This window comes from Flavobacterium sp. MK4S-17 (assembly GCF_009848495.1).
Lineage (GTDB): Bacteria > Bacteroidota > Bacteroidia > Flavobacteriales > Flavobacteriaceae > Flavobacterium.
Map to the genome: position 1 here is coordinate 40,414 of NZ_WWEP01000028.1, position 23,771 is coordinate 64,184.

The 23,771-nt window shown below is 41.5% G+C and carries 15 protein-coding genes; all 15 read right to left on the minus strand.

Annotation, left to right across the window (positions count from 1 at the left end):
• Positions 1-10: 10 nt before the first annotated feature.
• Positions 11-7,276: a cell surface protein SprA gene (gene sprA, locus GSF09_RS10185; RefSeq protein WP_159801038.1), complete on the minus strand. Its 7,266-nt coding sequence runs from the start codon at positions 7,274-7,276 to the stop codon at positions 11-13.
• A gap of 87 nt (positions 7,277-7,363) precedes the next feature.
• A complete protein-coding gene (gene ruvA / locus GSF09_RS10190; protein WP_159801014.1) occupies positions 7,364-7,945 on the minus strand; it encodes a Holliday junction branch migration protein RuvA in 582 nt (193 codons plus the stop codon).
• Between the two features lie 56 nt (positions 7,946-8,001).
• Complete coding sequence (locus GSF09_RS10195; protein WP_159801016.1) at positions 8,002-10,290, minus strand: NADP-dependent malic enzyme; 2,289 nt, start codon at positions 10,288-10,290, stop codon at positions 8,002-8,004.
• A 136-nt stretch (positions 10,291-10,426) separates the two neighbouring features.
• Entirely contained in the window at positions 10,427-11,353 is a 927-nt protein-coding gene (gene queG / locus GSF09_RS10200; RefSeq protein WP_159801040.1) for a tRNA epoxyqueuosine(34) reductase QueG, read from the minus strand.
• A gap of 13 nt (positions 11,354-11,366) precedes the next feature.
• Positions 11,367-11,720, minus strand: coding sequence for a four helix bundle protein (locus tag GSF09_RS10205; protein ID WP_159801018.1), 354 nt, complete (start codon positions 11,718-11,720; stop codon positions 11,367-11,369).
• Between the two features lie 37 nt (positions 11,721-11,757).
• Entirely contained in the window at positions 11,758-12,783 is a 1,026-nt protein-coding gene (gene ruvB / locus GSF09_RS10210; RefSeq protein WP_159801020.1) for a Holliday junction branch migration DNA helicase RuvB, read from the minus strand.
• Between the two features lie 29 nt (positions 12,784-12,812).
• A complete protein-coding gene (locus tag GSF09_RS10215) occupies positions 12,813-13,109 on the minus strand; it encodes a GNAT family N-acetyltransferase (RefSeq protein WP_159801022.1) in 297 nt (98 codons plus the stop codon).
• A 109-nt stretch (positions 13,110-13,218) separates the two neighbouring features.
• The gene (locus GSF09_RS10220) at positions 13,219-15,033 is read right to left on the minus strand and encodes a cbb3-type cytochrome c oxidase subunit I (RefSeq protein ID WP_159801024.1); all 1,815 of its coding nucleotides are present in this window, start codon (positions 15,031-15,033) and stop codon (positions 13,219-13,221) included.
• A 31-nt stretch (positions 15,034-15,064) separates the two neighbouring features.
• Entirely contained in the window at positions 15,065-16,261 is a 1,197-nt protein-coding gene (locus GSF09_RS10225; protein WP_159801026.1) for a cytochrome c oxidase subunit II, read from the minus strand.
• A 19-nt stretch (positions 16,262-16,280) separates the two neighbouring features.
• The gene (locus tag GSF09_RS13795) at positions 16,281-17,807 is read right to left on the minus strand and encodes a quinol:cytochrome C oxidoreductase (RefSeq protein ID WP_236564879.1); all 1,527 of its coding nucleotides are present in this window, start codon (positions 17,805-17,807) and stop codon (positions 16,281-16,283) included.
• Between the two features lie 25 nt (positions 17,808-17,832).
• Positions 17,833-18,378: a cytochrome c gene (locus GSF09_RS10235; protein ID WP_159801028.1), complete on the minus strand. Its 546-nt coding sequence runs from the start codon at positions 18,376-18,378 to the stop codon at positions 17,833-17,835.
• 6 nt (positions 18,379-18,384) lie between these two features.
• A complete protein-coding gene (locus GSF09_RS10240; protein ID WP_159801030.1) occupies positions 18,385-18,909 on the minus strand; it encodes a DUF3341 domain-containing protein in 525 nt (174 codons plus the stop codon).
• A gap of 4 nt (positions 18,910-18,913) precedes the next feature.
• Complete coding sequence (gene nrfD / locus GSF09_RS10245; RefSeq protein ID WP_159801032.1) at positions 18,914-20,329, minus strand: NrfD/PsrC family molybdoenzyme membrane anchor subunit; 1,416 nt, start codon at positions 20,327-20,329, stop codon at positions 18,914-18,916.
• 37 nt (positions 20,330-20,366) lie between these two features.
• The gene (locus GSF09_RS10250; protein ID WP_159801034.1) at positions 20,367-23,429 is read right to left on the minus strand and encodes a TAT-variant-translocated molybdopterin oxidoreductase; all 3,063 of its coding nucleotides are present in this window, start codon (positions 23,427-23,429) and stop codon (positions 20,367-20,369) included.
• A 33-nt stretch (positions 23,430-23,462) separates the two neighbouring features.
• Positions 23,463-23,771 (minus strand): cytochrome c3 family protein (locus GSF09_RS10255; protein WP_201309349.1); only part of this gene is annotated, 309 nt, incomplete at its 5' end.

Here is a 23,771-nt window from a genome sequence, read left to right on the forward strand (position 1 = left end):
AGTTTTTATCTTAATTTCCAAATATGTACCTCAGCGTAAACCATGCCCTTATATTGGTTATAGGATAGGTGGTTGATATAACAGCCTTAGAGAAAGAATGGTCATAATTAAATATAGCCGTAAGGTTTTTACTAAAGGCATAATCGGCTGTAAACTTAACCGACCACATATCCTGGCCACCACCCAGCTGGTTATTATCATAATCAAGGTAACGCACAATAGTTTCGTTTTTCCTTAAGGTAAAATCAGCCTTAAGGTTTATATCACTTTTTATTGTATTGGTAGGGTTATCTGCAAGGCGCGAATTAATGGTTACGTCTTTTATACGGTATCCAAGCCCCAGTGTATATTCATTTCCTTTCACCTCGGTAAGCAGGTTGTTATCAAAGCTAAGGTTTAAAGTCCTGTCCTTTTTAATTTCAGCAAGTATTTTTATAGAGTTCTTCATTTCTAAATCAACCTTAATCAACGGGTTAAACATCTCCGTAAGATTGACATTTGATATGATATCTTTTGTATAGAAGTTCTTATCATAAAACTGTGCTACATCGTCATTAATTCCCGCTACATAATCAAGATTAGAGCGATACGCATTAATATTATAACTTGCTTTATAACCATGCTTCAGGGTAAAGAACTTAAACCTGTCTTTAAAAAACTTATAGCGCATTAAGCCGGTGTACTGTACTGTCCAGTTTGGTATTGGTATATTGCGGAACAGCCCTGTTGATACTTTTGAGGCATCCTGCCCTGTATAAGCCGCCAAAAATGCAGGCAATAAAACCTTTTGGCTGTTTTTACCAAAGCCTACAGGGTATCCTGCATTAGCAGTTGCAAACTCGTTTGTGGGTAATGTAGGGTCTCCGTACCTTGGGAAATTTGTAGAGCCATAATGCTGTGCAGCCAGCCTGTTGGCAATATCAAGCCTGTTTTCCCTAAACTGATCAAAGGCTTCAGAACCGTTAACATCGCTCGTGCTGAACGCAGTTTTTATAAGTATGGTTGAAATTTCAAAGTTACCATAGTCATAAGGGGAGCGTGAGTGGTAGTGAAGTTCATCTGTAAGGATAGTAGATTCCCTGTCCTGATAATAGTTAACATCATACTGCTCAGAATAGTTATTGGTATATTTCCTGTTCCCTATCAGCTCTATTTTAAAATCAGGGAATAAATCCACTGTAGCATTATAATCAAGCGTTTGTGTTTTTGTCTGGGTAAAGTTCTGGTTAAACTCCTCATAATTGGTAAGGTAGCCTCTTTTTGCTGCTTCATACCTAACATCGGCATCCTGGCTGCCCAAAATAAAGCCAAGTGTAGGCTTTGTAGTGCCCAGGAAACCAACCCCCGGCAAAAAGCCCGGTAATAAAGTACCGTTCACTTCACTGTAATTCACCTGTATGCTTTTTACACTTGTAAGCACACCTAAAAGACCATCTACAAATGTATTGCCGTTTTGCGGCTGTGCGGGTGCAGAAGTAATCCTTTCCCCCGGCCTTGGCGGTGCCTTAGGCGCAGCATTTCTTGCTGCCGGTTTTTTTACCCCGATACCAATATACTTATACAACAAATCCATATTGAAAGTTGTATTAAGTTTATGGGTGTTATTGTTTTGTATGGTATTACCCAACTGGTAAATTATACCGCCTGACTCAATTTGTGAAAGCGCATCGGAAGAACGCTGCCAGTTATAGTTAGCCGTATAGGAGTAAGCCGACTTTACAAATGCAAGTGCCGGTATTTTGTTAATCGGAAGGTCGTAATTTACTACAAACTGTTGTGTATGCTGATTAGGCTCGCCAGTATTCCAAAAGTCCTGCCATATATTATATTCCTGTATCGGCCTGTTGTTTTCATCAAGGTAATTCCTCACAATGTTGCTTGTAGCCACCTGGTAATTAAACTTAAGCGATTTTGTAATATTATAATTGAAGCCATACTGGTAATTAAAGAAATAATTTCTCCTGTACAGCGGGCTTATGGCAATACCCTCAACATCAACATTCCTGTATTGCTGCCTGTTATACTGCCTTATTATATTGGTGCTGAATGACAGATTGGAAGGAAGGTAATTAAAATTAAAATCCCTCAGTATTTTCCAGTACTCGCTTTTTTTCATAAAGCCGGTATTTTTAAACGGCTCTACGGGCTTGCTCTGGAAAGTATAGTTATAATCAGCCGTTACCCTTACCTGCTGGTCAAGCAGGTCTTCAATTTCATAATCATGGTGCTCCGTCTGGTTAAAGGAGTAGGAAAGCGTAACATTTTCAGGGTCATAAATATGAGGTTTCTGCTCCGGCGACCTTTCCTTTTTTACACCTATAAAGTTTATACTCTTCCTTTTAGTATAATCAATTGCCCTTTGGCGCAGGTTTTCCTTTTCGGCTTCATCCTGTGTTACATCAATGAGCTGGTCAAGTTTTACGTCCTGTTGAAAAGGGTCATATTCGGGTGTAATAATTTCTTCGCCCACAGCATAATTAAACGGCAGGTTTATAGCCCATTTTTTAGGCAATAGCTTACCTAAATTAACATTGGTAACAAGGTCATATTGTTTAGTGTCTTCCCTGCTTCTTTCATTAGGCCCCTGCTCAATAGTACCAAAACCAATAGTACTTAATCTTCCTGTTGCCGAAACAGTGGCAAAATCGGCAAAATTGGTATCCATATTGGCTACTGCTGCCATACCGCCCTTATTATCCATATCCGAAAGGCGAAGCTCATTAAACCATACTTCACCCCTTATACTGCGGTTGCTTGTAGCCGGAAGGTTGTTTTTAACGCCCACCATTAAAGTACGCACAAAACCAAAATTAGGATTACCTTTAATACCTATGGTCATATTTTCGCTTAAAGAAGAATCAAGCAGGTTTGCCTGCATATATACAATACCATTGGCATCAGGTGCCGGAAGGTCGGCATCGCCATTCAACACTTTTATTTTAAGTTTGGTTAATGCAGAAAGCGTTACCAGTATCTCGTTTTCATCATACCAGATATCCTCTTCCCTTTTTGCACCGAAAGGTGTTTTTAAAAGTCGCTTCTCTACCTGGTAAAAGTTTTCAGTAAAGTCGTTACCAAAACGGATAAACCCACTTATTTCCCCTGATTCTAGGCCGCCGTCTTCCTGGCTTGGGTTAACCTGGCTTGGCAAAGCTTCGGCATGTAAAAACATCCTTAGCTTTTTAAACTGGCGCATATCAACATTTACATTTTTAAACACAGCGCGCGAATCCTGTGGCTCAAGCCCGCCGTTTACACTGCCATCAGTTGCATATACCCTTAATGAAAGGGCCTGCTCATTTTGATTTATTACTGCATTGTTGGCATAAAGCTGCTCGCGCTGTACACCCGGCGGCGATTTATAAGGTATCGGCTCACGGTCGCCATTTTCCTGTATATTCAATGCAACAACATCAAACCCTGTATTATCAAGCTCATTGGTAGGTGTGTCTTCATTAGGGTCAAGAGAATTTACAAAACGCCTCCATTCTCCCCTAACAAGGTCAAACGCACCAAAACGTAATGTTACATCCCTGCGGAAACCCGTTAAAAATACCCTCATAAACCTTATGGAACGGAAATCTGCAATACCGCCTACTTCTGGCATATTGGGCGAATCAACCGGTATTTTATATAAAAGCCACCTTGCGGGTGTTGTGCCCCCACCGGGAACCTGCCCCTGTACTTCCCTTTCGTCAACCACGTACCCCTGCCCCGGCTGTACTCCCGGTTCTATAGCCACCCGATACCTGAAATAGGCATCAATGGTGTTCATGGTATTATCCCTGTTTATATCTTCAGTATCAGGCAATGTGGTTGCCCCCCTGTTGGTATTGCCTACATCTACAGGAGAGTTACCATCCATGCCGTTATAATTCTTGTACCTGTCAAGCACATTTCCGCTTGCGCTCAGGAAAAACTGGTAGTTATCCCCCGCAGGGTCAGAAAGCCCTGCAAATTCAGGAAAAGCAATAGCTTCTTCCGCATCGGTATAACCATCAAGACCCACATCCTGCACATTCCTGTTGGCAGTATTGGTATCAAAAGCATAAATAAGCGACTGCGAAACAGGGACATCTCCCCATGCTGTAGTAAAAACAGGCTGGTTGCCCCCAGCTTCCGGCAATCCGTTTTCATATTGCTTACGGCCATCCTTTAATATATCTTCCGATATTTCACCAAGGTTTATTTCAAGGAAGCCTGTATTGTCCGAACCTGTTACATCATCAGCATTTCCATAATAAGGGTCAAGCATCCAGAATTGTATGTATTCAACATTTGTCTGCTCAAAGTTGGTAGAGTTTATTGCCCTCATTATACCTCCCCAGTTATCCGGAGCCTGTGCTTCGGTAAAAGTGGTACCACCAGCCAGTACAGGGTTAAAGTTATAAGGCCCCCTTTCCTGCGGATAGTAGGAAAGGTCAAGCGTATTTACTACCCTTGACTGCCCCGGTGGAACATCGGTTACAGGGTAAAGTTCTTCATAATAAATACGCCTTGTACGGTTAGACCTTAAGTCTCCGTCTGTAATGCCTGACGGCCTTTGGCTGGTATAAAATGTAGGGTCTATACTGTACCATGCCAGCTTTGCCCTGTTATACCCATACGAAAGGTCATTAGTGGGCGGGGTATCTGCAGGAAATAGGCTTGCCGGAGCACTGGATAAATACCAGGATTGCGCGCCGCGGACATCTATATTAGTTTGTGAACCCTCAAAATCATCTACATAGGTAGTAGCCTCACCGTTAAACTGGTCGGCTTTGGAAGCTCCCGGCAAAAGGTAAGCCACCTCACCCCTGAAGGAGAAGTTAGAAGGGGCGTCAGTATCTATATTAGGTAGTTTGTTAACCAATCTTGTAAAGAAAGGAACCTCTGTAGAATAAATAGTATTCAGGCCGAAAATAGTATTGTTAACCGACTCCTGCCCATAATTGGTTTTGCTTGTGTATGGCCTTTCGGACATATTGAGCAATGTTGCCCCTACAAGGAATTTGTCGTTAAACTTATGCTCTATATTAAAACCTGCAAAACGCCTTGTCTGCTGCCCGAATACGTTATTGTTTTCAAGGGAAACATCAATCGGTGTATTTTGCAGTGACGGGTCTGATATATACACGCGGCCTATCTGATAGTTAACTGTATAATCAACACCTTCCACAAGAACACGCCCTCCGGCCTTAACCACAACGGAGCCCTGTGGTATATTAAATGCATTTAATGATATACCATCGCCACCACTTGATTTAAAACGCCCGCGCAGCTGGAATTTGTTTTTCTCGCTGTTTTGCAAAGCTGCAGCCTGTGTGCTTTGGTACATACTGCGGTACACATAGCGTTTTTGGTTGGCATTATAAGTGGTTTCATTCTGGTCGTCATAATTCTCGGTAGGCGATGTGGAGAGTTTGTCAAACAGGTACTCACCAAAAGGCTCTGCGGTTGTAAATATTATACGCCCATTCTGGGTATCAATAGTAAGGTTGGGTACAAAGTCAAAAAAACCGTCTCCGCCCTCTTGCGGGTCATTGGTGTAATTAAGCCTGTCAACATTAAACACCCGCAACAATGGGGTATCCGCCACATCCTCAGGTAATGGCACGCCACCTGCGGGGGTTATATAGTTTAACGGTGAAGGATCGGTATATAAAATATTGAAACGGAAATCTTCCTGGCTAAGCTGGTACGCATTAGGTATCTGGTAGATGTTTTTCATCATCAGGTCCCATGTAGGTTCATTAACGTTAACCAAAGTACCTTTTAATAGCTTCAGTATAAGGCTTTTTGTAGAAACAGCAGGCTGTGTGCCGGTATCCCCGGGATTAGTAACCACCGTTGCATCTACACCGTCAGTACCAAACTCACCCACCTGGTAAACCTGGTCGCCTATGGTGTACTGATAGGCTACGGCAAGGACTTCATCATTATTAAGCCTTTGGTTAAGGGATATATAACCTAACTGTGTATGGAAAGTATATTCGCTGGGCGAAAGTTTACGTGCATTTTCAAGCTTGGAATAGTCGCGCCCTTCATTAGCATCAAGCCCGTTGGTAAAACTACCGTTGGTAACAGTAACTATTTCCCTAACAGAAGGGTCAAGCCACCCTGTACCTGTACCAATTAGGGTAGGGTCAAGTTTATTATTACTGTTATCCGGTGGCTGGTTTTGTGTTACATTAAAAAATCCCGAAGGTGCACCGCCGGGACTGGCAAAACCTACAGCTTCAGGAGTTATGTCCTCACTTGTTATACCTGAAACAGTATATCTTGTCAGCGGGCCTTCCCCTAAATCCTGTATTGCCAAAATATTCCTTGAATTGTTCTCGGTCGGGTTAATCCTGTTCTGCCTGTTGGTAACCCAAACCTCAATCCGGGTAATTTGTACCCTGCTGTCAATCAAAGGGTAGTTACGCAGGGAATAATCATACAGGTTCCTGAAATACTGCGAAAGGAAAAAATGCCTGTCGCTATCATACTCAAGAGCAAAAAGCTCAAAGTCCTGAAGCGCACCGCCGCCCTGCGCCGTAATTGTTTTTGTCTGTGATTTTTGTTCTGAGAAAATACCGGTAAAAGTAGTTTTACCAAACTGAAGCTGCATTTTTACACCAAAAAGGCTTTGCGCCCCACGCACAAGTGAATTGGATAATGGGAAACTAACATTACCCACCTCAATTTTTTGGAGTATATCATCCTCCGTTGGGGTATATTCCAGCTTTATAAGGTTTTGAAAGGCAAAGGTAGATTCAGTATCATAGTTGGCATTAACCGCCAGCCTTGTACCTACTTTACCCTGCAGGCTCATGCTTATACGCTGGTCAAAATCAAAAGTAAAGGTACTCCTGTTGCGTGGCGAAAGGGCAGGGTTATCCTGCTTGGTATAACGAACCCCCAAATCAAGTTCAACCGAACCCTGGGGTTTAATATCTATAGTATTGCTGCCAAATATGGTTTCAAAAAAGCTTGAATTTACATAATAGCGTGGCAATAGGTTTTTTTGTTCCTCTTCGGTTCCCTTGCCATCTATAGCTTTTGATTTTTGGCGGTAATATTCCCGCATTGATTCCCTAAGCACCAGTTCCTCATACTCCTGGGGTGTAAGTATAATAGGGTAGTTTATATTAAAGCCATCAACTTTATTGGTATATACATACCTGTTGGTTACAGGGTCATAGGTATACGCCTCTACAATGCTTTTAGGATTGGGTATTTCCACCCTGCCTGCATCATATCCCTTTATAGTATCGCGTGATTCCTCATCTTCTTCGTCCACCTGTGCCTGCATGGCAAAACCAAAAAACAGGAACAATACAGAAATAACGTATTTTAATTTATTGCAAATAAAATTCTTGGAGTATTCTGTTCTCAAGGACTATAAATTTTTTAATGCTTGTTTTATAATAGTTTCCACATTGGCTTCAGGGGTTTCTTTAATAATTTTATCAATGGCTTTTTCTGCCAGCTTTTTATTAAAACCTAACACCTCCAACGCAGATAACGCTTCATCTTTATTTGTATTGTAAGCAGAAACAGAAACTTCTTCCAAATCATACAGTTTTAACACTTTATCCTTTAAGTCCAGTATTACGCGCTGTGCCGTTTTATTACCTATTCCTTTTATTGACTGTATTGTTGCAATATCTCCCGACGCTATGGCCTGTATAACCTGCTTTGGGGCCATAGAGGAAAGCATTGTACGTGCTGTGCCCGCACCTATGCCCGAAACCGATATCAGCAGCTTGAAAAGCTCCCGCTCTGATTTTTCAACAAAACCGAATAAAGTATGCGCATCTTCCTTAACCTGCAGGAATGTGTACAGTTTTATATTTTCAGAATCCGGCAGCAGCGAATAGGTATGCAGTGATATGTGTAACTGGTATCCTACCCCATTGCAATCTATCACCACCTCAGTCGGCAATTTTTCTGCTAATCTTCCCTGAAGATGTGCTATCATAGCTGTAAATTAATCGTTTTCAAAAATAGTAAAATTCTTTAAAGTTGAGTTAAAATCTACTTTTTAGCCATTTTAAAGCGCTTTTCCTTTTCCTGCGCATCTACTACGGCAACAGCAGCCATGTTTACCATTTCTTCAACACTTGCACCAAGCTGGAAAATATGCACAGGCTTATCCATACCCAGCATGATAGGCCCTATTGACACTACCTTATTGAGCTCTTTTAAAAGCTTATAAGTTATGTTGGCTGCCTCAAGATTAGGAAAAATAAGGGTATTAACCTTTTTCCCTGCAAGTTTGGAGAACGGGAATTTATCTTTAAGCATTTCCGGGTTCAGCGCAAAATCAGCCTGGACTTCACCATCTACTATAAGGTCAGGGTAATTTTTATGTAAAAACGATACAGCCTCCCTTACCTTGCTTGCGCTTTTATCTTCCGATGAGCCAAAATTTGAAAATGACACCATTGCCAGTACAGGCTCCATACCAAACATTCGCACCGTACGGGCTGTCATAAGTGCTATTTTTGCAAGGTCATCTGCAGAAGGGTCAGGATTTATTGCCGTGTCCGAAAGGAAAATAGGCCCTCTTTTGGTGAGCATCATGTTAGTCGTGGCAATTTTGGTTACGCCCTGTGCTTTGCCTATAAGCTGCATTACCGGCTTAACCACCGATGGATAGCTCCTTGAATAACCTGTTACCATAGCATCAGCTTCGCCCTCATTAACCATCATTGCGGCAAAATAGTTGCGTTCCCGCATCCATTTCTGGGCATCAAGGTAGCTCACGCCCCTTCTCTGCCTTGCCTTCCAAAACACATCGGCATAACGGTTACGGCGCTCATTTTCCTCATTTATCTTGGGGTCTATAATTTCAACCTCGCCGTCAAAATCTATTTCCTGCATCAATTCGGTAATAATTTCCTTATTACCCAAAAGTATAGGTATACCTATCCTCTCTTCCATTACAATCTGCGCGGCTTTTAGTACGTCAAGGTGGTCAGCTTCTGCAAATACAATCCTTTTGGGGTCGGTTTTGGCACGGTTGGTTAATAGGCGAACCATTTTATTATCATTACCCAAACGCTCTAAAAGCTCCTCTGTATATTTATCCCAGTCGGCTATCGGCTGCTGTGCAACACCCGATTCCATAGCCGCCTTGGCAACTGCCGGGGCTACAACGGCTATAAGACGTGGGTCAAAAGGCTTGGGTATAATATACTCCCTGCCAAAATTTAGTTTTGTTTCACCATAGGCTATATTTACCTGTTCAGGCACAGGGGCCTTTGCAAGTTCGGCCAGTGCCCTTACTGCCGCCATTTTCATGGCTTCATTTATTTTAGCAGCCCTTACATCAAGCGCACCACGAAATATATACGGGAAACCTAATACGTTATTTACCTGGTTAGGATGGTCTGAACGGCCCGTTGCCATAATAATATCATCACGCGTGGCAACCGCCAGGTCATAATCTATTTCAGGTACAGGATTGGCCATTGCGAATACAATTGGATTTGCATTCATTGCCAGCAGCATTTCGGGTGTAAGTATATTGCCTACTGAAAGCCCCAAAAATACATCGGCTCCTTTTATGGCTTCGCTTAGTGATTGTTTATCCGGTTTTGCATACCTGCGCTGCACTTCCGAAAGGTCTGTCCTTTCCAGCGTCAGCATACCATCCTTATCAAACATTACAATATTTTCCACCTTAACACCTAAAAGCAGGTAAAGGTTGGCACATGCAAGTGCCGCCGAACCGGCGCCGGACACTACCACTTTAACTTTATCTATTTCTTTTTCCGCCAGTTCAACTGCATTAAGCAATGCCGCCGAAGAGATAATTGCAGTACCATGCTGGTCATCATGCATTACCGGTATATTAAGCTCCTCTACCAGCCTTCTTTCAATTTCAAAAGACTCCGGTGCTTTAATATCCTCAAGGTTGATACCGCCAAATGTGGGGGCAATATTTTTTACTGTTTCAATAAACTTATCTACATCCTTGGTATCTACCTCAATATCAAAAACGTCAATATCCGCAAATATTTTAAACAGAAGGCCTTTACCTTCCATCACAGGTTTTGATGCCTCAGGCCCTATATCCCCAAGCCCCAATACAGCAGTACCATTAGATATTACGGCAACAAGGTTTCCTTTAGTAGTATATTTATAAACATTATTTACATCTTTGGCTATTTCAAGGCAGGGTTCGGCTACTCCTGGCGAGTAAGCCAGCGACAAATCCCTTTGGGTAGCATATTTTTTTGTGGGTATAACCTGGATTTTCCCGGGATGCGGCTTGGCATGATAAAGCAGTGCTTCACGCCTTTTGCTATACTTGTTCATGTTTATTATTATTAAATAACAAGTTTACAAAGGTAAACCTATGAATGTAATTAAGAAATTTTTAATACTATTTATTAAGCGTAGTTGCTTGTAAATAGTATTTTGAAAAATGTTAGCAATAGTGCCCGGGGCGGATTTATTCTTTTAAAAAATTGATGTTCCTTTTCAGCCCCTCAAATTTTGTTCTCTTTACAGCCGAGTTTTTAAAAACTTTGCTGAAAGTATCCCCTGTTATTTCTTCCCAATCTTTCTTTGTCATGGAGAGCAGGTCGGGGTTTGGGCTGAAAAGCGGTTCGCTATGAGGTTTTGAAAAACGGTTCCAGGGGCAAACATCCTGGCATACATCACAACCAAAAGCCCAGTCATTAAAACTGCCCTTCAATTCCTGCGGTAAATTATCTTTTAGTTCAATAGTAAAATATGATATGCATTTGCTACCGTCAACTATATAAGGTTGTACTATAGCCTGTGTGGGGCAGGCATCTATACAGGCCGTGCAGCTTCCGCAATGATCTGTTACCGGAAGGTCATATTCCAATTCAATATCTACAATCAATTCCGCTATAAAAAAGAAAGAGCCCACCTGCTTACTAAGCAGGTTGCTGTTTTTTCCTATCCAGCCCAACCCACTCCGGGCAGCCCATGCCTTATCCAGAACAGGTGCGCTGTCAACAAATGCCCTACCGTTTACCTCACCTATATTTTCGTTTACAGAATAAAGTAACTCCTTTAGTTTACTCTTTATAACAAAATGATAATCCTGACCGTAGGCATATTTTGATATTTTGTAGCTATCCGATACCTGCTTGTGGGTAGGATAATAATTAAGCAGCAGCGATATAACACTTTTGGCTCCATCAACAAGCAATGTAGGGTCAAGGCGCTTATCAAAATGATTCTCCATATACTGCATTTTACCATGCCTGCTTTCATTAAGCCATTTTTCAAGCCGTGGGGCTTCTTCTTCAAGAAATCCGGCCTTTGCTATGCCACATGATAAAAAGCCGAGGCGTTTTGCTTCGCTTTTTATAAATTGCGAGTATTTAATTTTGGAGTTCAGAATTCAGAAGTTAGAACTAATTTAATTTCGCTTTAGCGGTTTTTAGTGAAGTTACAAAAATTGCGGTTAACTGATTACCTTCTTTCCAAACTGTATTAACTATATTAGCTGAAAGCCAATTTTTCGCTTCAATTATTTCAAGCCAATATAACGTTTCATCCGCTTCTTCCAATACAATTTCCATTTTAGCAATAAATTCCCGATCACTTCTTGACCTGCAGGCTGCCCTGTAATTAGCCCCTACTGAAGTACCACTTTTAGCAAGTTGATAAGCCACAACTTTAGAGGATGTACTAAAAGATAACTGCTCTACAATGCTTAGAATGGATAATGCATACTGCATAGTCCTGTCTTTTAATTCCTGAGCCATAAATTGATCTGCTTTCTAATTACTGACTTCTAACTTATTAATCAAACAAGCCTCCCTGATTACCTGATTTTACCCTGCCTAAATGTTTATAAGCCTTTTCTGTTACTTCCCGTCCTCGTGGTGTGCGGATAATAAAGCCTTCCTGTATTAAAAAGGGTTCATATACTTCCTCTATGGTTTCCCCACTTTCCGATACCGCAGTGGCCAATGTAGAAAGCCCAACCGGGCCACCCTTAAACTTATCTATAATGGTGGTTAATATTTTATTATCCATTTCATCAAGCCCATGCGCATCTACATGGAGCGCCCTTAATGAGAACCTTGCTATTTCTATATCTATTTTTCCATTGCCTTTTATCTGAGCGAAGTCCCTAACCCTGCGCAATAAAGCATTAGCTATACGTGGTGTGCCACGGCTTCTACCAGCAATTTCTATAGCCGCCTCCATGGTAATGGGCATTTTTAGTATTGCAGAACTTCGTTGTACAATAGTGGTAAGTAATTCGGTAGTGTAATACTGCAGCCTGCTGGATATACCAAAACGGGCACGCATTGGGGCAGTAAGCAACCCTGAACGTGTAGTTGCGCCTACCAGTGTAAAAGGATTTAATCCTATTTGTACGGAACGGGCATTGGGCCCTGACTCTATCATTATATCTATACGGAAATCCTCCATTGCAGAATAAAGGTATTCTTCCACAATTGGGCTAAGCCTGTGTATCTCGTCTATAAAAAGAATGTCCCGCTCTTCAAGGTTGGTCAGCAGGCCGGCAAGGTCACCGGGCTTATCCAGTACAGGCCCAGATGTAATTTTGATACCTACACCCAGTTCATTAGCCAAGATATTGGCAAGTGTTGTTTTACCAAGTCCGGGCGGGCCATGAAAAAGGGTATGGTCTAACGCCTCACCCCTTAAATTAGCTGCCTGCACAAAAATCTGAAGGTTTTCCAGCACCTGGTCCTGCCCTGTAAAATCCTCAAATGATAATGGCCTGAGCTTTTTTTCAAGGTCAAGCTCTTCGGCATTATAATTTTGGTTAGTAGGATTTAAGTTTTCATTCATCTGGCAAAGATAACTGAATTTAGCAATAATTACATTTGATAACCTTCAGACAGGATATCCCTCCACTCCGGATTTTTATCAATGTATTTTGCAACATAGGCGCAGGCAGGCACCACAATTAAATTATTTTGCCTGCAATACTGCAGCGTGTGCTTTACAAGTTCAGCCGCAATACCCTTACCTCTTAACTGCTCAGGCACCTCTGTGTGCGTAAGGAATATTTTATTTTCCTCTCTGTGATATTCTAAAAAAGCCAGCCCATCATTTAAATGAAGTTCAAACTGGCTTTCCGATTCATTAATCTCAAAATTACTTTCTCTGCTCATTATCCTATTTTTATTAAAGATACTAAAAGGCAGTAAAGCAGTGAATAAACTAAGGCAATATTAACAAAAAAGCCCCTCTGGTGAGGGGCTTTTGTATTTAAAACCAATATTAATGGTGTAATTGTTCTTCATTTTCCTTCATTGGCACATTTTGAGGAACAAAGTCCTCTTCATGCCCAGGCTTGCTGTAGTCATAAGGCCACCTGTAAACTTCCGGTATTTCACCCGGCCAGTTACCGTGTATATGCTCCACAGGTGCTGTCCATTCAAGCGTATTAGATTTCCATGGGTTCATTGGAGCCCTCTTACCTTTAAATATGCTGTAGAAGAAGTTCCAAAGGAATACCAACTGGAATGCTGCACCGATTATGGCGAACATTGTAACCAACACGTTTACATCCTGAAGGTCATCAAATAAAGGGAATGCAGTGTTGGTATAATAACGGCGCGGTAAGCCTGCCATACCTAAAAAGTGCATTGGGAAGAATACCCCATAAGCACAAACTGCAGTTACCCAAAAGTGTACATATCCCAGTGTTTTGTTCATCATTCTTCCGAACATTTTCGGGAACCAGTGGTAAATACCCGCAAACATACCGTAAAGGGCAGATATACCCATTACAAGGTGGAAGTGGGCTACAACAAAGTAAGTATCGTGAACGTTGATATCAAGTGTACTGTCACCTAAAATAATACCTGTTAAACCACCAGTGATGAAGGTAGAAACAAGGCCTATAGAGAAAAGCATTGCAGGATTCATCTGCAGGTTACCCCTCCACAATGTAGTAATGTAGTTGAATGCCTTAACTGCCGATGGTATTGCAATAAGAAGCGTTGTAAAGGTAAATACAGAACCAAGGAAAGGGTTCATACCTGAAACGAACATGTGGTGCCCCCATACAATTGTTGAAAGGAATGCGATAGCTAATATAGAAGCAATCATCGCACGGTAACCAAAGATAGGCTTGCGTGAGTTGGTTGCAATAATTTCAGAAGTAATACCAAGTGCCGGTAAAAGTACAATGTAAACCTCAGGGTGACCAAGGAACCAGAAAAGGTGCTCAAACAATACCGGAGAACCTCCCTGATAGTGCAATACTTCGCCTGCAATAAAAATATCCGAAAGGAAGAACGAAGTACCAAAGCTACGGTCAAACAAAAGAAGCAGTGCAGCAGAAAGTAATACAGGGAATGATACTATACCAATAACGGCAGTAATAAAGAAAGCCCATATTGTTAACGGCAGCCTTGTCATAGACATACCTTTTGTCCTTAAATTAATTACGGTAACCACATAGTTAAGTGACCCCATAAGCGATGACGCAATGAATATGGCCATTGAAACCAGCCAAAGCGTCATACCTGCACCAGAGCCCGGAATTGCCTGTGGCAATGCACTTAATGGCGGGTATATAGTCCATCCGGCAGAAGCAGGGCCTGCCTCTACAAATAGTGAAATAACCATAATTACTGACGAAAGGAAAAACAGCCAGTAAGAAAGCATATTCATAAACCCGGATGCCATATCCCTGGCACCAATTTGCAGCGGAATAAGCAGGTTACTAAAAGTACCACTTAAACCTGCCGTAAGAACAAAGAATACCATTATAGTACCATGAATGGTAACCAAAGCAAGGTATATATCATTACGCATCACTCCGTTTGGAGCAAATTTTTCGCCTAATAAAACTTTAAAAATAGTGAAAGACTCTTCAGGCCATGCAATCTGCATACGGAATAATATTGACATCATAATACCAATAATACCCATTACAACACCTGTTAAAAGGTATTGCTTGGCAATCATCTTATGATCTATACTAAAGATATACTTTGTAATGAAGGTATCTTTATGGTGGTGATCATGTGCATCGTGATGACCGTGTTCTTCGTGACCGTGTATTTCGTGTCCTACTGCTGACATATTTTTTTAATTTGAAATATACTAAACAATGTTATTTTTTATCTACGTTGGCCTGGGCTGCGTTTTGCGCAGCAGTTGCAGTTGAATCAGCAACCGGCTCAATTACTTCAGATGATTTTGTCTCAGCGGCAGCCTCAGCAGCCTGCTCTTTAGACTCTTTAACAGCGGCAGCCATTGTTTTCCTTTCGCCCAGCCATTTATTAAAGTCTGCTTCATCTTCAACTATTACTTTCATCTGCATGTTGTAGTGCGAAGCACCGCAAATTTTATTACAAAGCAAAAGATAGTCAAAAGTATAAGGCTCTAAAGCAGATTCACCTTTAGCTACAAGGTCAGCGCTTTTCTTAGACCTGATAGTGTTGATGTTCGCAACCTTTTCCATGATTTGCGGATCCTGGCGCATTTCTTCTGTTGTTAGGGTTGGTGTAAAGCCGAACTGCGTAACCATACCGGGAACAACGTTCATTTGAGCCCTGAAGTGAGGAAAGTATGCAGAGTGCAAAACATCCTGCGAACGGAATTTAAAAATTACTTTTTTCCCTTTTGGCAGGTGAAGCTCTGTTGAAGCAATATCGTCCTGTGCATTAGGGTCAGACATATCAACACCCAAAGTATTTACACCTTCTATATACCTAACGTTAGCCTTTCCAAGCACACCATCTTCACCGGCATACCTTACTTCCCAGCTAAACTGCTTGGCATAAACTTCAACATACATTACATCCTCTTTATCCTCATCAATAAACATAATGTTAGTCCATGCATATAATCCGTAAAGAATTAAACCTGCAAGTACTATAACCGGTATAATTGTCCAGATAAATTCAAGTTTGTCGTTATCGGCATAGTAAAAAGCAACCCTACCTTTTTTGCCCCTGTATTTGTATGCAAAAAAGTGTAACAAAAACTGTGTTATTGTTTGTACTATAAATATAAGCCAAAGCGATGTAGCCATTAGGTTATCATACTGCGGCCCGTGTTCTGAAGCTGGTGTGCCAAGTGCAACCTTACCCCATTTCCATAAAGAGTATATGGTAAACAGGTAAATAAAGCCCACAAATGCAAACATTAGGTAACCATTAACATTATTATCCCTGTCATTTGCAACCTCCTGATGGTCATCAGCATGCTGTGATGCACCTATCTGTGTAAGGTGGAATATTTTAGTTAATTGCCATATTGCAATGCCTAATAAAACTAAAACTATAATTATCAATAAACTTGTCATTTGTTTATTTCTTTAAATATTAATAATGAAAATGCTTACTTTCCTCAATATACGGGTTATGCTTAGCAAGTAGCGGTGCTTTAGTTAATGATGTAAACACAACGAATATAAATAACCCAAAGAAGAATAGTATTGCACCTATTTCGCCTGCGCCAATAAACCACTGGTCGCCCACGGTTGCCGGCATAATCATGTTATAAAAATCAATATAGTGTCCGCAAAGTATAATGATACCTGCAAGTACAACTATCCATGAAAGGCGTTTAAAGTCAGTATTTATAAGGATTATAACCGGCAATACAAAGTTCATAACTACCATGCCGAAGAAAGGCAGGTTATAATGCTCTATACGTGTAACAAAGTAGGTTACTTCTTCCGGTATATCGGCATACCACATAAGCATGAACTGAGAGAACCATAAGTATGTCCAGAATACACTTATACCAAACATAAATTTAGCTAAATCGTGTATGTGGCTTGTGTTTACAAACTCAAGATATCCTTTTGCCTTAAGGTATAAAGTAACCATAGCAATAGCTGTAATACCGCTTACAAAGAAACTTGCAAACACATACCAGCCGAATAATGTACTGTACCAGTGTGGGTCAACAGACATTATCCAGTCCCATGACATTATAGATTCGGATACAATAAAGAATACAAGGAAAGTGGCAGCAGCCTTAAAGTTTTTCTTGTAGTATAGGTTATCATTAGCGTCATCCTGCAATAATGAGTTTTTCCTTGCATACTGGCGGTATAAAATCCAGCCACCTAAAAATATAACAGCCCTTATAATAAAGAACGTTGCATTAAGATAGCCCGATTTTCCTTGTATAAGGTGGTCTTCCGCCACAACTTCAGGATCCATCCATATAAACAGGTGGTGAACATGGAAAACACCCAGTAGCAGCAATACAAAGAAAATTATTGCTCCTGGTATAAGGTAGGCCGATATACCTTCCATAACCCTGAACAATACAGGAGACCATCCTGCCTGGGCAGCATTTTGTATAGCATAAAAAGCAAGTGCACCTAAAGATATAAGCATAAAAAATATAGCAGCAACATAAACGGCAGCCCAAGGCTTGTTTTGCAGTTGGTGCAATACATGCTCCAAATGTTCATGGTGTGCATCATTATGCCCTGCACCTGTAAGTGCTTCATCAGCATGATGGTCTGTTGCACCGTGTGCAGCAACAACAGGTTCAGCATGCGCTGTATCATGAGCAGGCTGGCCAACAGAATCAACTTCATGGCTTCCTGTTACATGTTTCTCTAAATTCTCTTTATGTTCTATTTTATCATGTATAGCATGCTCTGTGGCATCCTGTCCGTGAACTTCGGTAGCATTCGCTTCACCGGTAGTTATTTCATGGGCATGGCCTTCATGGGAACCATGTCCTCCATGGTGGCTGTCTGCCGCAAGTATCTTTTCTACGTCTTCAACAGTTTTAGGTGCAGTGAAAAAACTATAGCCTATCCCAAGAACACCCAAGATCATCAGGACAAACGAAAAAGTTTTTAATCTACTTGAAAATGTGTACATATTTTATGCTTTCAGTGTTCTACAATTATAATTCACTCCTTAGTTTCAGTACGTAGTGTGTAACCTGCCAACGTTCCTCCTGGTTAAGCTGGTTAGCATGCGAACCCATAGAGTTTAAACCGTAAGTAATTACATGGAATATGCTTCCTTCAGTAATTTCCCTGTCTTTATAGCTTGGCACACCAAGAAACTTTTCCCTTTTAACAAGGTTTCCTTTTCCGTCGCCCTTATCACCGTGGCAAATAGCACAGTAAATGGTAAAAAGCTGTTCTGCCCTTGGCATATCAATCTCATCCGCAGCTAAAGGTGATTTAAGGTTAGCTTTAGCCAAATCATATCCTGCTGTAGAGTTTTCATGCTCATATGGAGTAAACCCTCGCGGTATAGAACCCTGCGCAGGAATTTGTCCTTCCTTGCCATTAGGAAAAGCCTCTACCTCTGAATAGGTTTCATATGGAATCGGCTCATACATATTAGGGAAATACTGGTAATTCGGGCGCGACTTGTCAAAACAGGAAGTAAACGCAGCTGAAATACCTGCCAATAGTGCTATTTTATATAATACTTTCATAGTCTGTTAGTGCTTTTCAATTACTTTTACTTCCACAGCGCCTGTGTTCTCAAAGAATGAAACCATTTCATCTACATTACCATGAGCGGCAACTTCTATAAGGAAATGGTCGTCAGTAGTTCTTACATCAGGATTTTCAGCTTCTTTAAACGGCCATAGCTTACTTCTCATATAAAAAGTAATCACCATTAAGTGTGCTGCAAAAAACACTGTCATTTCAAACATTACAGGAACAAATGCAGGCATATTCTGGATAAAGCTAAAGCTAGGCTTACCGCCTATATCCTGTGGCCAGTCATTAATCATTATATAGTTAAGCATTGCTGTAGCAACAGTTAAACCAACACAACCATATAAGAAAGAGCATATAGCAAGCCTTGTAGGAGCCAGCCCCATAGCCTTATCAAGGCCGTGAACGGGAAAAGGTGTATAAACCTCTTCTATATGATGATGCGCTGCGCGGGTTTTTTTTACCGCATCCATCAGGATATCATCATCATTATATAATACGTGTATAACTTTATTAGTCATGATCTTAATGATTATGTTCTGAATGTGAATGATTATCGTGTGCCGCGTGCAGTTTTTTATACTTTTCGCTTGATGTTTTCATTATCGACTTAACCTCTGCCTGTGCAATTACAGGGAAGCTCCTTGAATACAGAAGGAAAAGCACGAAGAAGAAACCAATTGTACCGATATAAAAACCTGCATCTACAAATGTAGGCTGGAACATTGTCCATGAAGAAGGAAGGTAATCCCTGTGCAGCGATGTAACAATAATTACAAAACGCTCAAACCACATACCTATATTTACCACGATAGAGATGATGAACGAAGCCATAATGCTTGTCCTGATCTTTTTAAACCACATTACCTGCGGAGAGATAACATTGCAGGTCATCATCAGCCAGTAAGACCACCAGTAAGGCCCTGTTGCCCTGTTAAGGAAGGCATACTGCTCATATTCAACTCCTGAGTACCATGCAACAAAAAGCTCCGTAATATAGGCTGTACCCACAATAGAACCCGTAATCATAATTACGATGTTCATTAGCTCAATATGTTGTATTGTAATATAATTTTCAAGATTAGATACCTTCCTCATAATGATAAGCAAGGTATTTACCATTGCAAACCCAGAGAAGATAGCTCCCGCAACGAAGTAAGGCGGAAGGATTGTAGTGTGCCATCCCGGTATTACGGAAGTAGCAAAGTCAAAAGATACAATAGTGTGTACTGAAAGTACAAGTGGGGTTGCCAAGCCTGCAAGTACAAGAGAAACCTCTTCAAAACGCTGCCAGTCTTTAGCACGTCCGCTCCATCCGAAGCTTAATATTGAATATACCCTTTTTGTAAATGGTGTTATTGCCCTGTCGCGAAGCATTGCAAAATCGGGAAGTAAACCTGTCCACCAGAAAACCAGTGATACCGAAAGGTATGTTGAAATTGCAAACACGTCCCAAAGTAGTGGCGAGTTAAAGTTAACCCAAAGGGAACCGAACTGGTTTGGCACCGGCATTACCCAGTATGCAAGCCAGGGGCGGCCCATGTGGAATACAGGAAACATAGCTGCCTGTATTACCGAGAAAATTGTCATTGCCTCGGCAGAACGGTTAATTGCCATTCTCCATTTTTGGCGGAATAATAGTAGTACCGCAGAGATAAGCGTACCTGCGTGGCCGATACCTACCCACCAAACAAAGTTGGTAATATCCCAGGCCCATCCAACTGTTTTATTTGATCCCCATGTACCTATACCTGTACCTACAGTATAGGCAACGCAACCTACACCCCAAAGGAAAGCGGCAAGCGCAATAGTAAATGCTATCCACCATTGCTTGTTAGCCCTGCCTTCCACCGGCCTTGCAACATCAACTGTTACATCGTGATAATTCTTGTCACCTATAATTAAAGGTTTTCTAATGGGTGCTTCGTAATGAGACGACATATCCTTTATATTGTTTCTTATTAATTATTTCTTGTTACTAAGTATTCCTAACCTTAACCTGATAGAATACATTTGGTTTGGTTCCTATATGTTCAAGAAGGTGATACATCCTGTTATCCTCTTTAAGTTTAACAACAGTATCTTCTTCATTATTAACATCGCCAAACACCATAGCCCCGGAGCCACAAGCCTCTGTACATGCTGTATAGAACTCATCTTTCCTTACACGGCGGCCTTCCCTCTTAGCGTTAAGGATAGTAGCTTGTGTCATTTGTATACATAGAGAACATTTCTCCATTACACCCCTTGAACGCACATTAACATCAGGATTAAGAACCATACGGCCTAAATCATCATTCATGTGGTAATCAAACTCTTCATTCTTGTTATATAAGAACCAGTTGAAGCGGCGTACTTTATAAGGACAGTTGTTAGCACAGTAACGGGTACCCACACAACGGTTATAAGCCATGTGGTTTTGCCCCTGGCGCCCATGCGATGTTGCCGCAACAGGACAAACAGTTTCACAAGGTGCGTGGTTACAGTGCTGGCAGAATACCGGCTGGAATGCTACCTGAGGATTTTCTGCAGGGTCTTCCATAGCATTAAATGTGCTGATAGAATCCATTAACCCTGAAGTACCTTCCTTAAGTTCAACATCGGCAGCAAATGTTTCTTCGTGAGAATAGTACCTGTCAATACGCAGCCAGTGCATATCGCGGCTTCTCCTCACTTCTGATTTACCAACAACAGGCACATTATTTTCAGCGTGGCAGGCTATAACACAAGCCCCGCAGCCAGTACATGCATTCAGGTCTATAGAAAGGTTAAAGTGGTGCCCCACAGTCCTGTCAAATTGTTCCCAAAGGTCAACTGTTGCAGCTGGTACCTCTTTATGGTCTAAAGATACCTGCGGAATAATATTCCATTCCTTAGCATCTTTAGTATTAAATATCTCAAGGGTGGTTTCTTTTATAATATCTCCCCTACCCATTAATGTTTTTTGCAACTGTATGCAGGCAAACTCATGATCGCCGGCGGTTTTGGTAAGCTTGGCGGTTTGTACACTGTTAAAGTTGTTATACACAGTATAGGCATTTAAGCCAACCTGCATTTCCTTCTTCATACCTGATGTACGGCCATATCCCAAAGCAAGGCCCACAGTACCTTTTGCCTGGCCCGGCTGTATAATAACAGGAACGTTTTCAAGCTTTTTGCCATTTACCTCAATGCTTACATAGCTTCCGTTAAGGCCGCCATTTGCCACATTGTAGTTTTCAAGCCCAAGGCGCTCAGCATCAAATTTAGAAACAGTAACATAGTTATCCCATGAAACCCTTGTTACTGGGTCAGGAAACTCCTGCAGCCATGGGTTATTAGCCTGCTGCCCGTCACCCATACCAATTTTAGTATAAAGCACAAGCTCTAAATCCCCGGATGGTTTTGCCTGTGCAAGCCTTCCTGCAGCTCCGGCAAAATCTGCACTGCCCGCAGTGGCTGTTGGCATTGTTTCTGAAACAGAAACACCATCATGCACTAACTGGTTCCAGGATTTACCCGCAACGTTTGAAGCTGATGAAGCCTTTAGATAGTCATAATAAGGCTGCGCGTTGCCAGACCATGCCAAAAGCGCATCCTGCAACTGCCTTGTTTTAAATAAGGGACGGATAGTAGGCTGTGTAATACTGTAATATCCTTTAGCGATGCTTACATCTCCCCAAGATTCAAGATAGTGAGGGGCCGCAGCCGCTATATTAGTTAATGAAGCTGTTTCATCCTCTTTCATAGAAAAAGCTACAGAAAGCTTCACTTTTTTAAGCCCTTCAGTAAAATCTGTACTGTTTGGCAAAGTATATACCGGATTAACACCACTCATTATAAGTGTATGTACCGAACCGGCTTTCATATCATTTATAAGCTGCGCCACGGCTTTGGCATCGCCTTTTCTTATAAGCCTTGCACCGCCGGGGTTAAACGCCTGCGACTGTAATGCATTGTTAATAGCAATAACAAGAAGTTGTGCGTTAACATCATCAAGCCCTGAAACAAGAACGCCGTTAGATCCGGCTGCCCTTAACTGCTGTGCAGCTTTTGTAACAGCATCCTCATGTGCTTTATTTGAAAGCGCAGGAACACTTATTCCGGAACCTGTAATTGCATTATATATTTTCACTAAAGCATATTTCTGCTCTGTTATCGTAAGCGGTATGCGTTTATCAGCATTTGCACCTGAAAGCGACATATTAGCCTCAATCTGGATGTGCTTAGACATTTTTCCGTTTTTAGGGATACGACCTTCAGCATAGCCGGTATCACATCCGCCACCCTGCCAGTCTCCAAGGAAATCAGCACCAACAGAAACTATAACGTCAGCTTTAGAAAAGTCATAATCCGCAAGTGCCCTCTCACCATAAACAGTCTGGAAAGCATCCAGTGCTTCAGAAACTGAAACGGCATCATAAACCACATGTTTAAAGTTAGGGTACTTAGCGCCAAATTCAGCTATAAGTTTATCTGTTGAAGGGCTTGCCATGGTATTGGTAAGCAACACAACCTGCCCACCTGTAGCAGCAGCCTGTGAAAGGCCTGTTTTCACAGCAGCATCAACTTCTTCCCATGAAGCCGGCTTACCAGCAATAAGGGGCTGTTTAAGACGCATGCTGTCATACAGCGACAATACAGAGGCATACACCCTTGCATTGGCTTTTATTTTAGAACCGGGAAGGTAATTGTTTTCAACCTTTATCGGCCTTCCCTCGCGTGTTTTAATTACTATATTGGCAAAATCAAAACCATCAGCTATTGTAGTTGCATAATAATCTGCAACACCCGGTATGATTTCTTCCGGTTGAACCACATAAGGAATAGACTTTATTACCGGGCCTTCGCAGGCAGCAAGAGATGCGGCTGCCGTACTGAACCCAACATATTTCAAAAAGTCACGACGGCTTGTAGATGAAGACGACAAAGTTTCCTTATCACCAAGAAATTCATCAGTAGGAATTTCCTCAACAAACTCATTGTTTCTCAGCGTCTCAACAATAGAGCTGTTTTCTTTCAGCTCCTCAACACTTTGCCAGTATTTTTTGTTTGATGCCATTTTGTATATAGATATTAGCTTCTTAAAAATTGATTAATAGTGACATTTACCACACTCAGTACCACCCATGTTTTCAGCAGTAAGCTTCTGCACGCCATATTTTTTGGCAAGCTCTTCATGGATTTTAGCATAGTAGTCGTTACCCTCTACCTTCACATCTGTTTCACGGTGGCAGTTAATACACCAACCCATAGTAAGTGGCGAGTGCTGCTTCATAACCTCAAAGGTTTCAACCGGCCCGTGGCACGTTTGGCACTCCACACCGGCAACAGAAACGTGCTGCGAGTGGTTAAAGTAAACAAAGTCAGGCAGGTTATGTATCCTTACCCATTTTACAGGCGT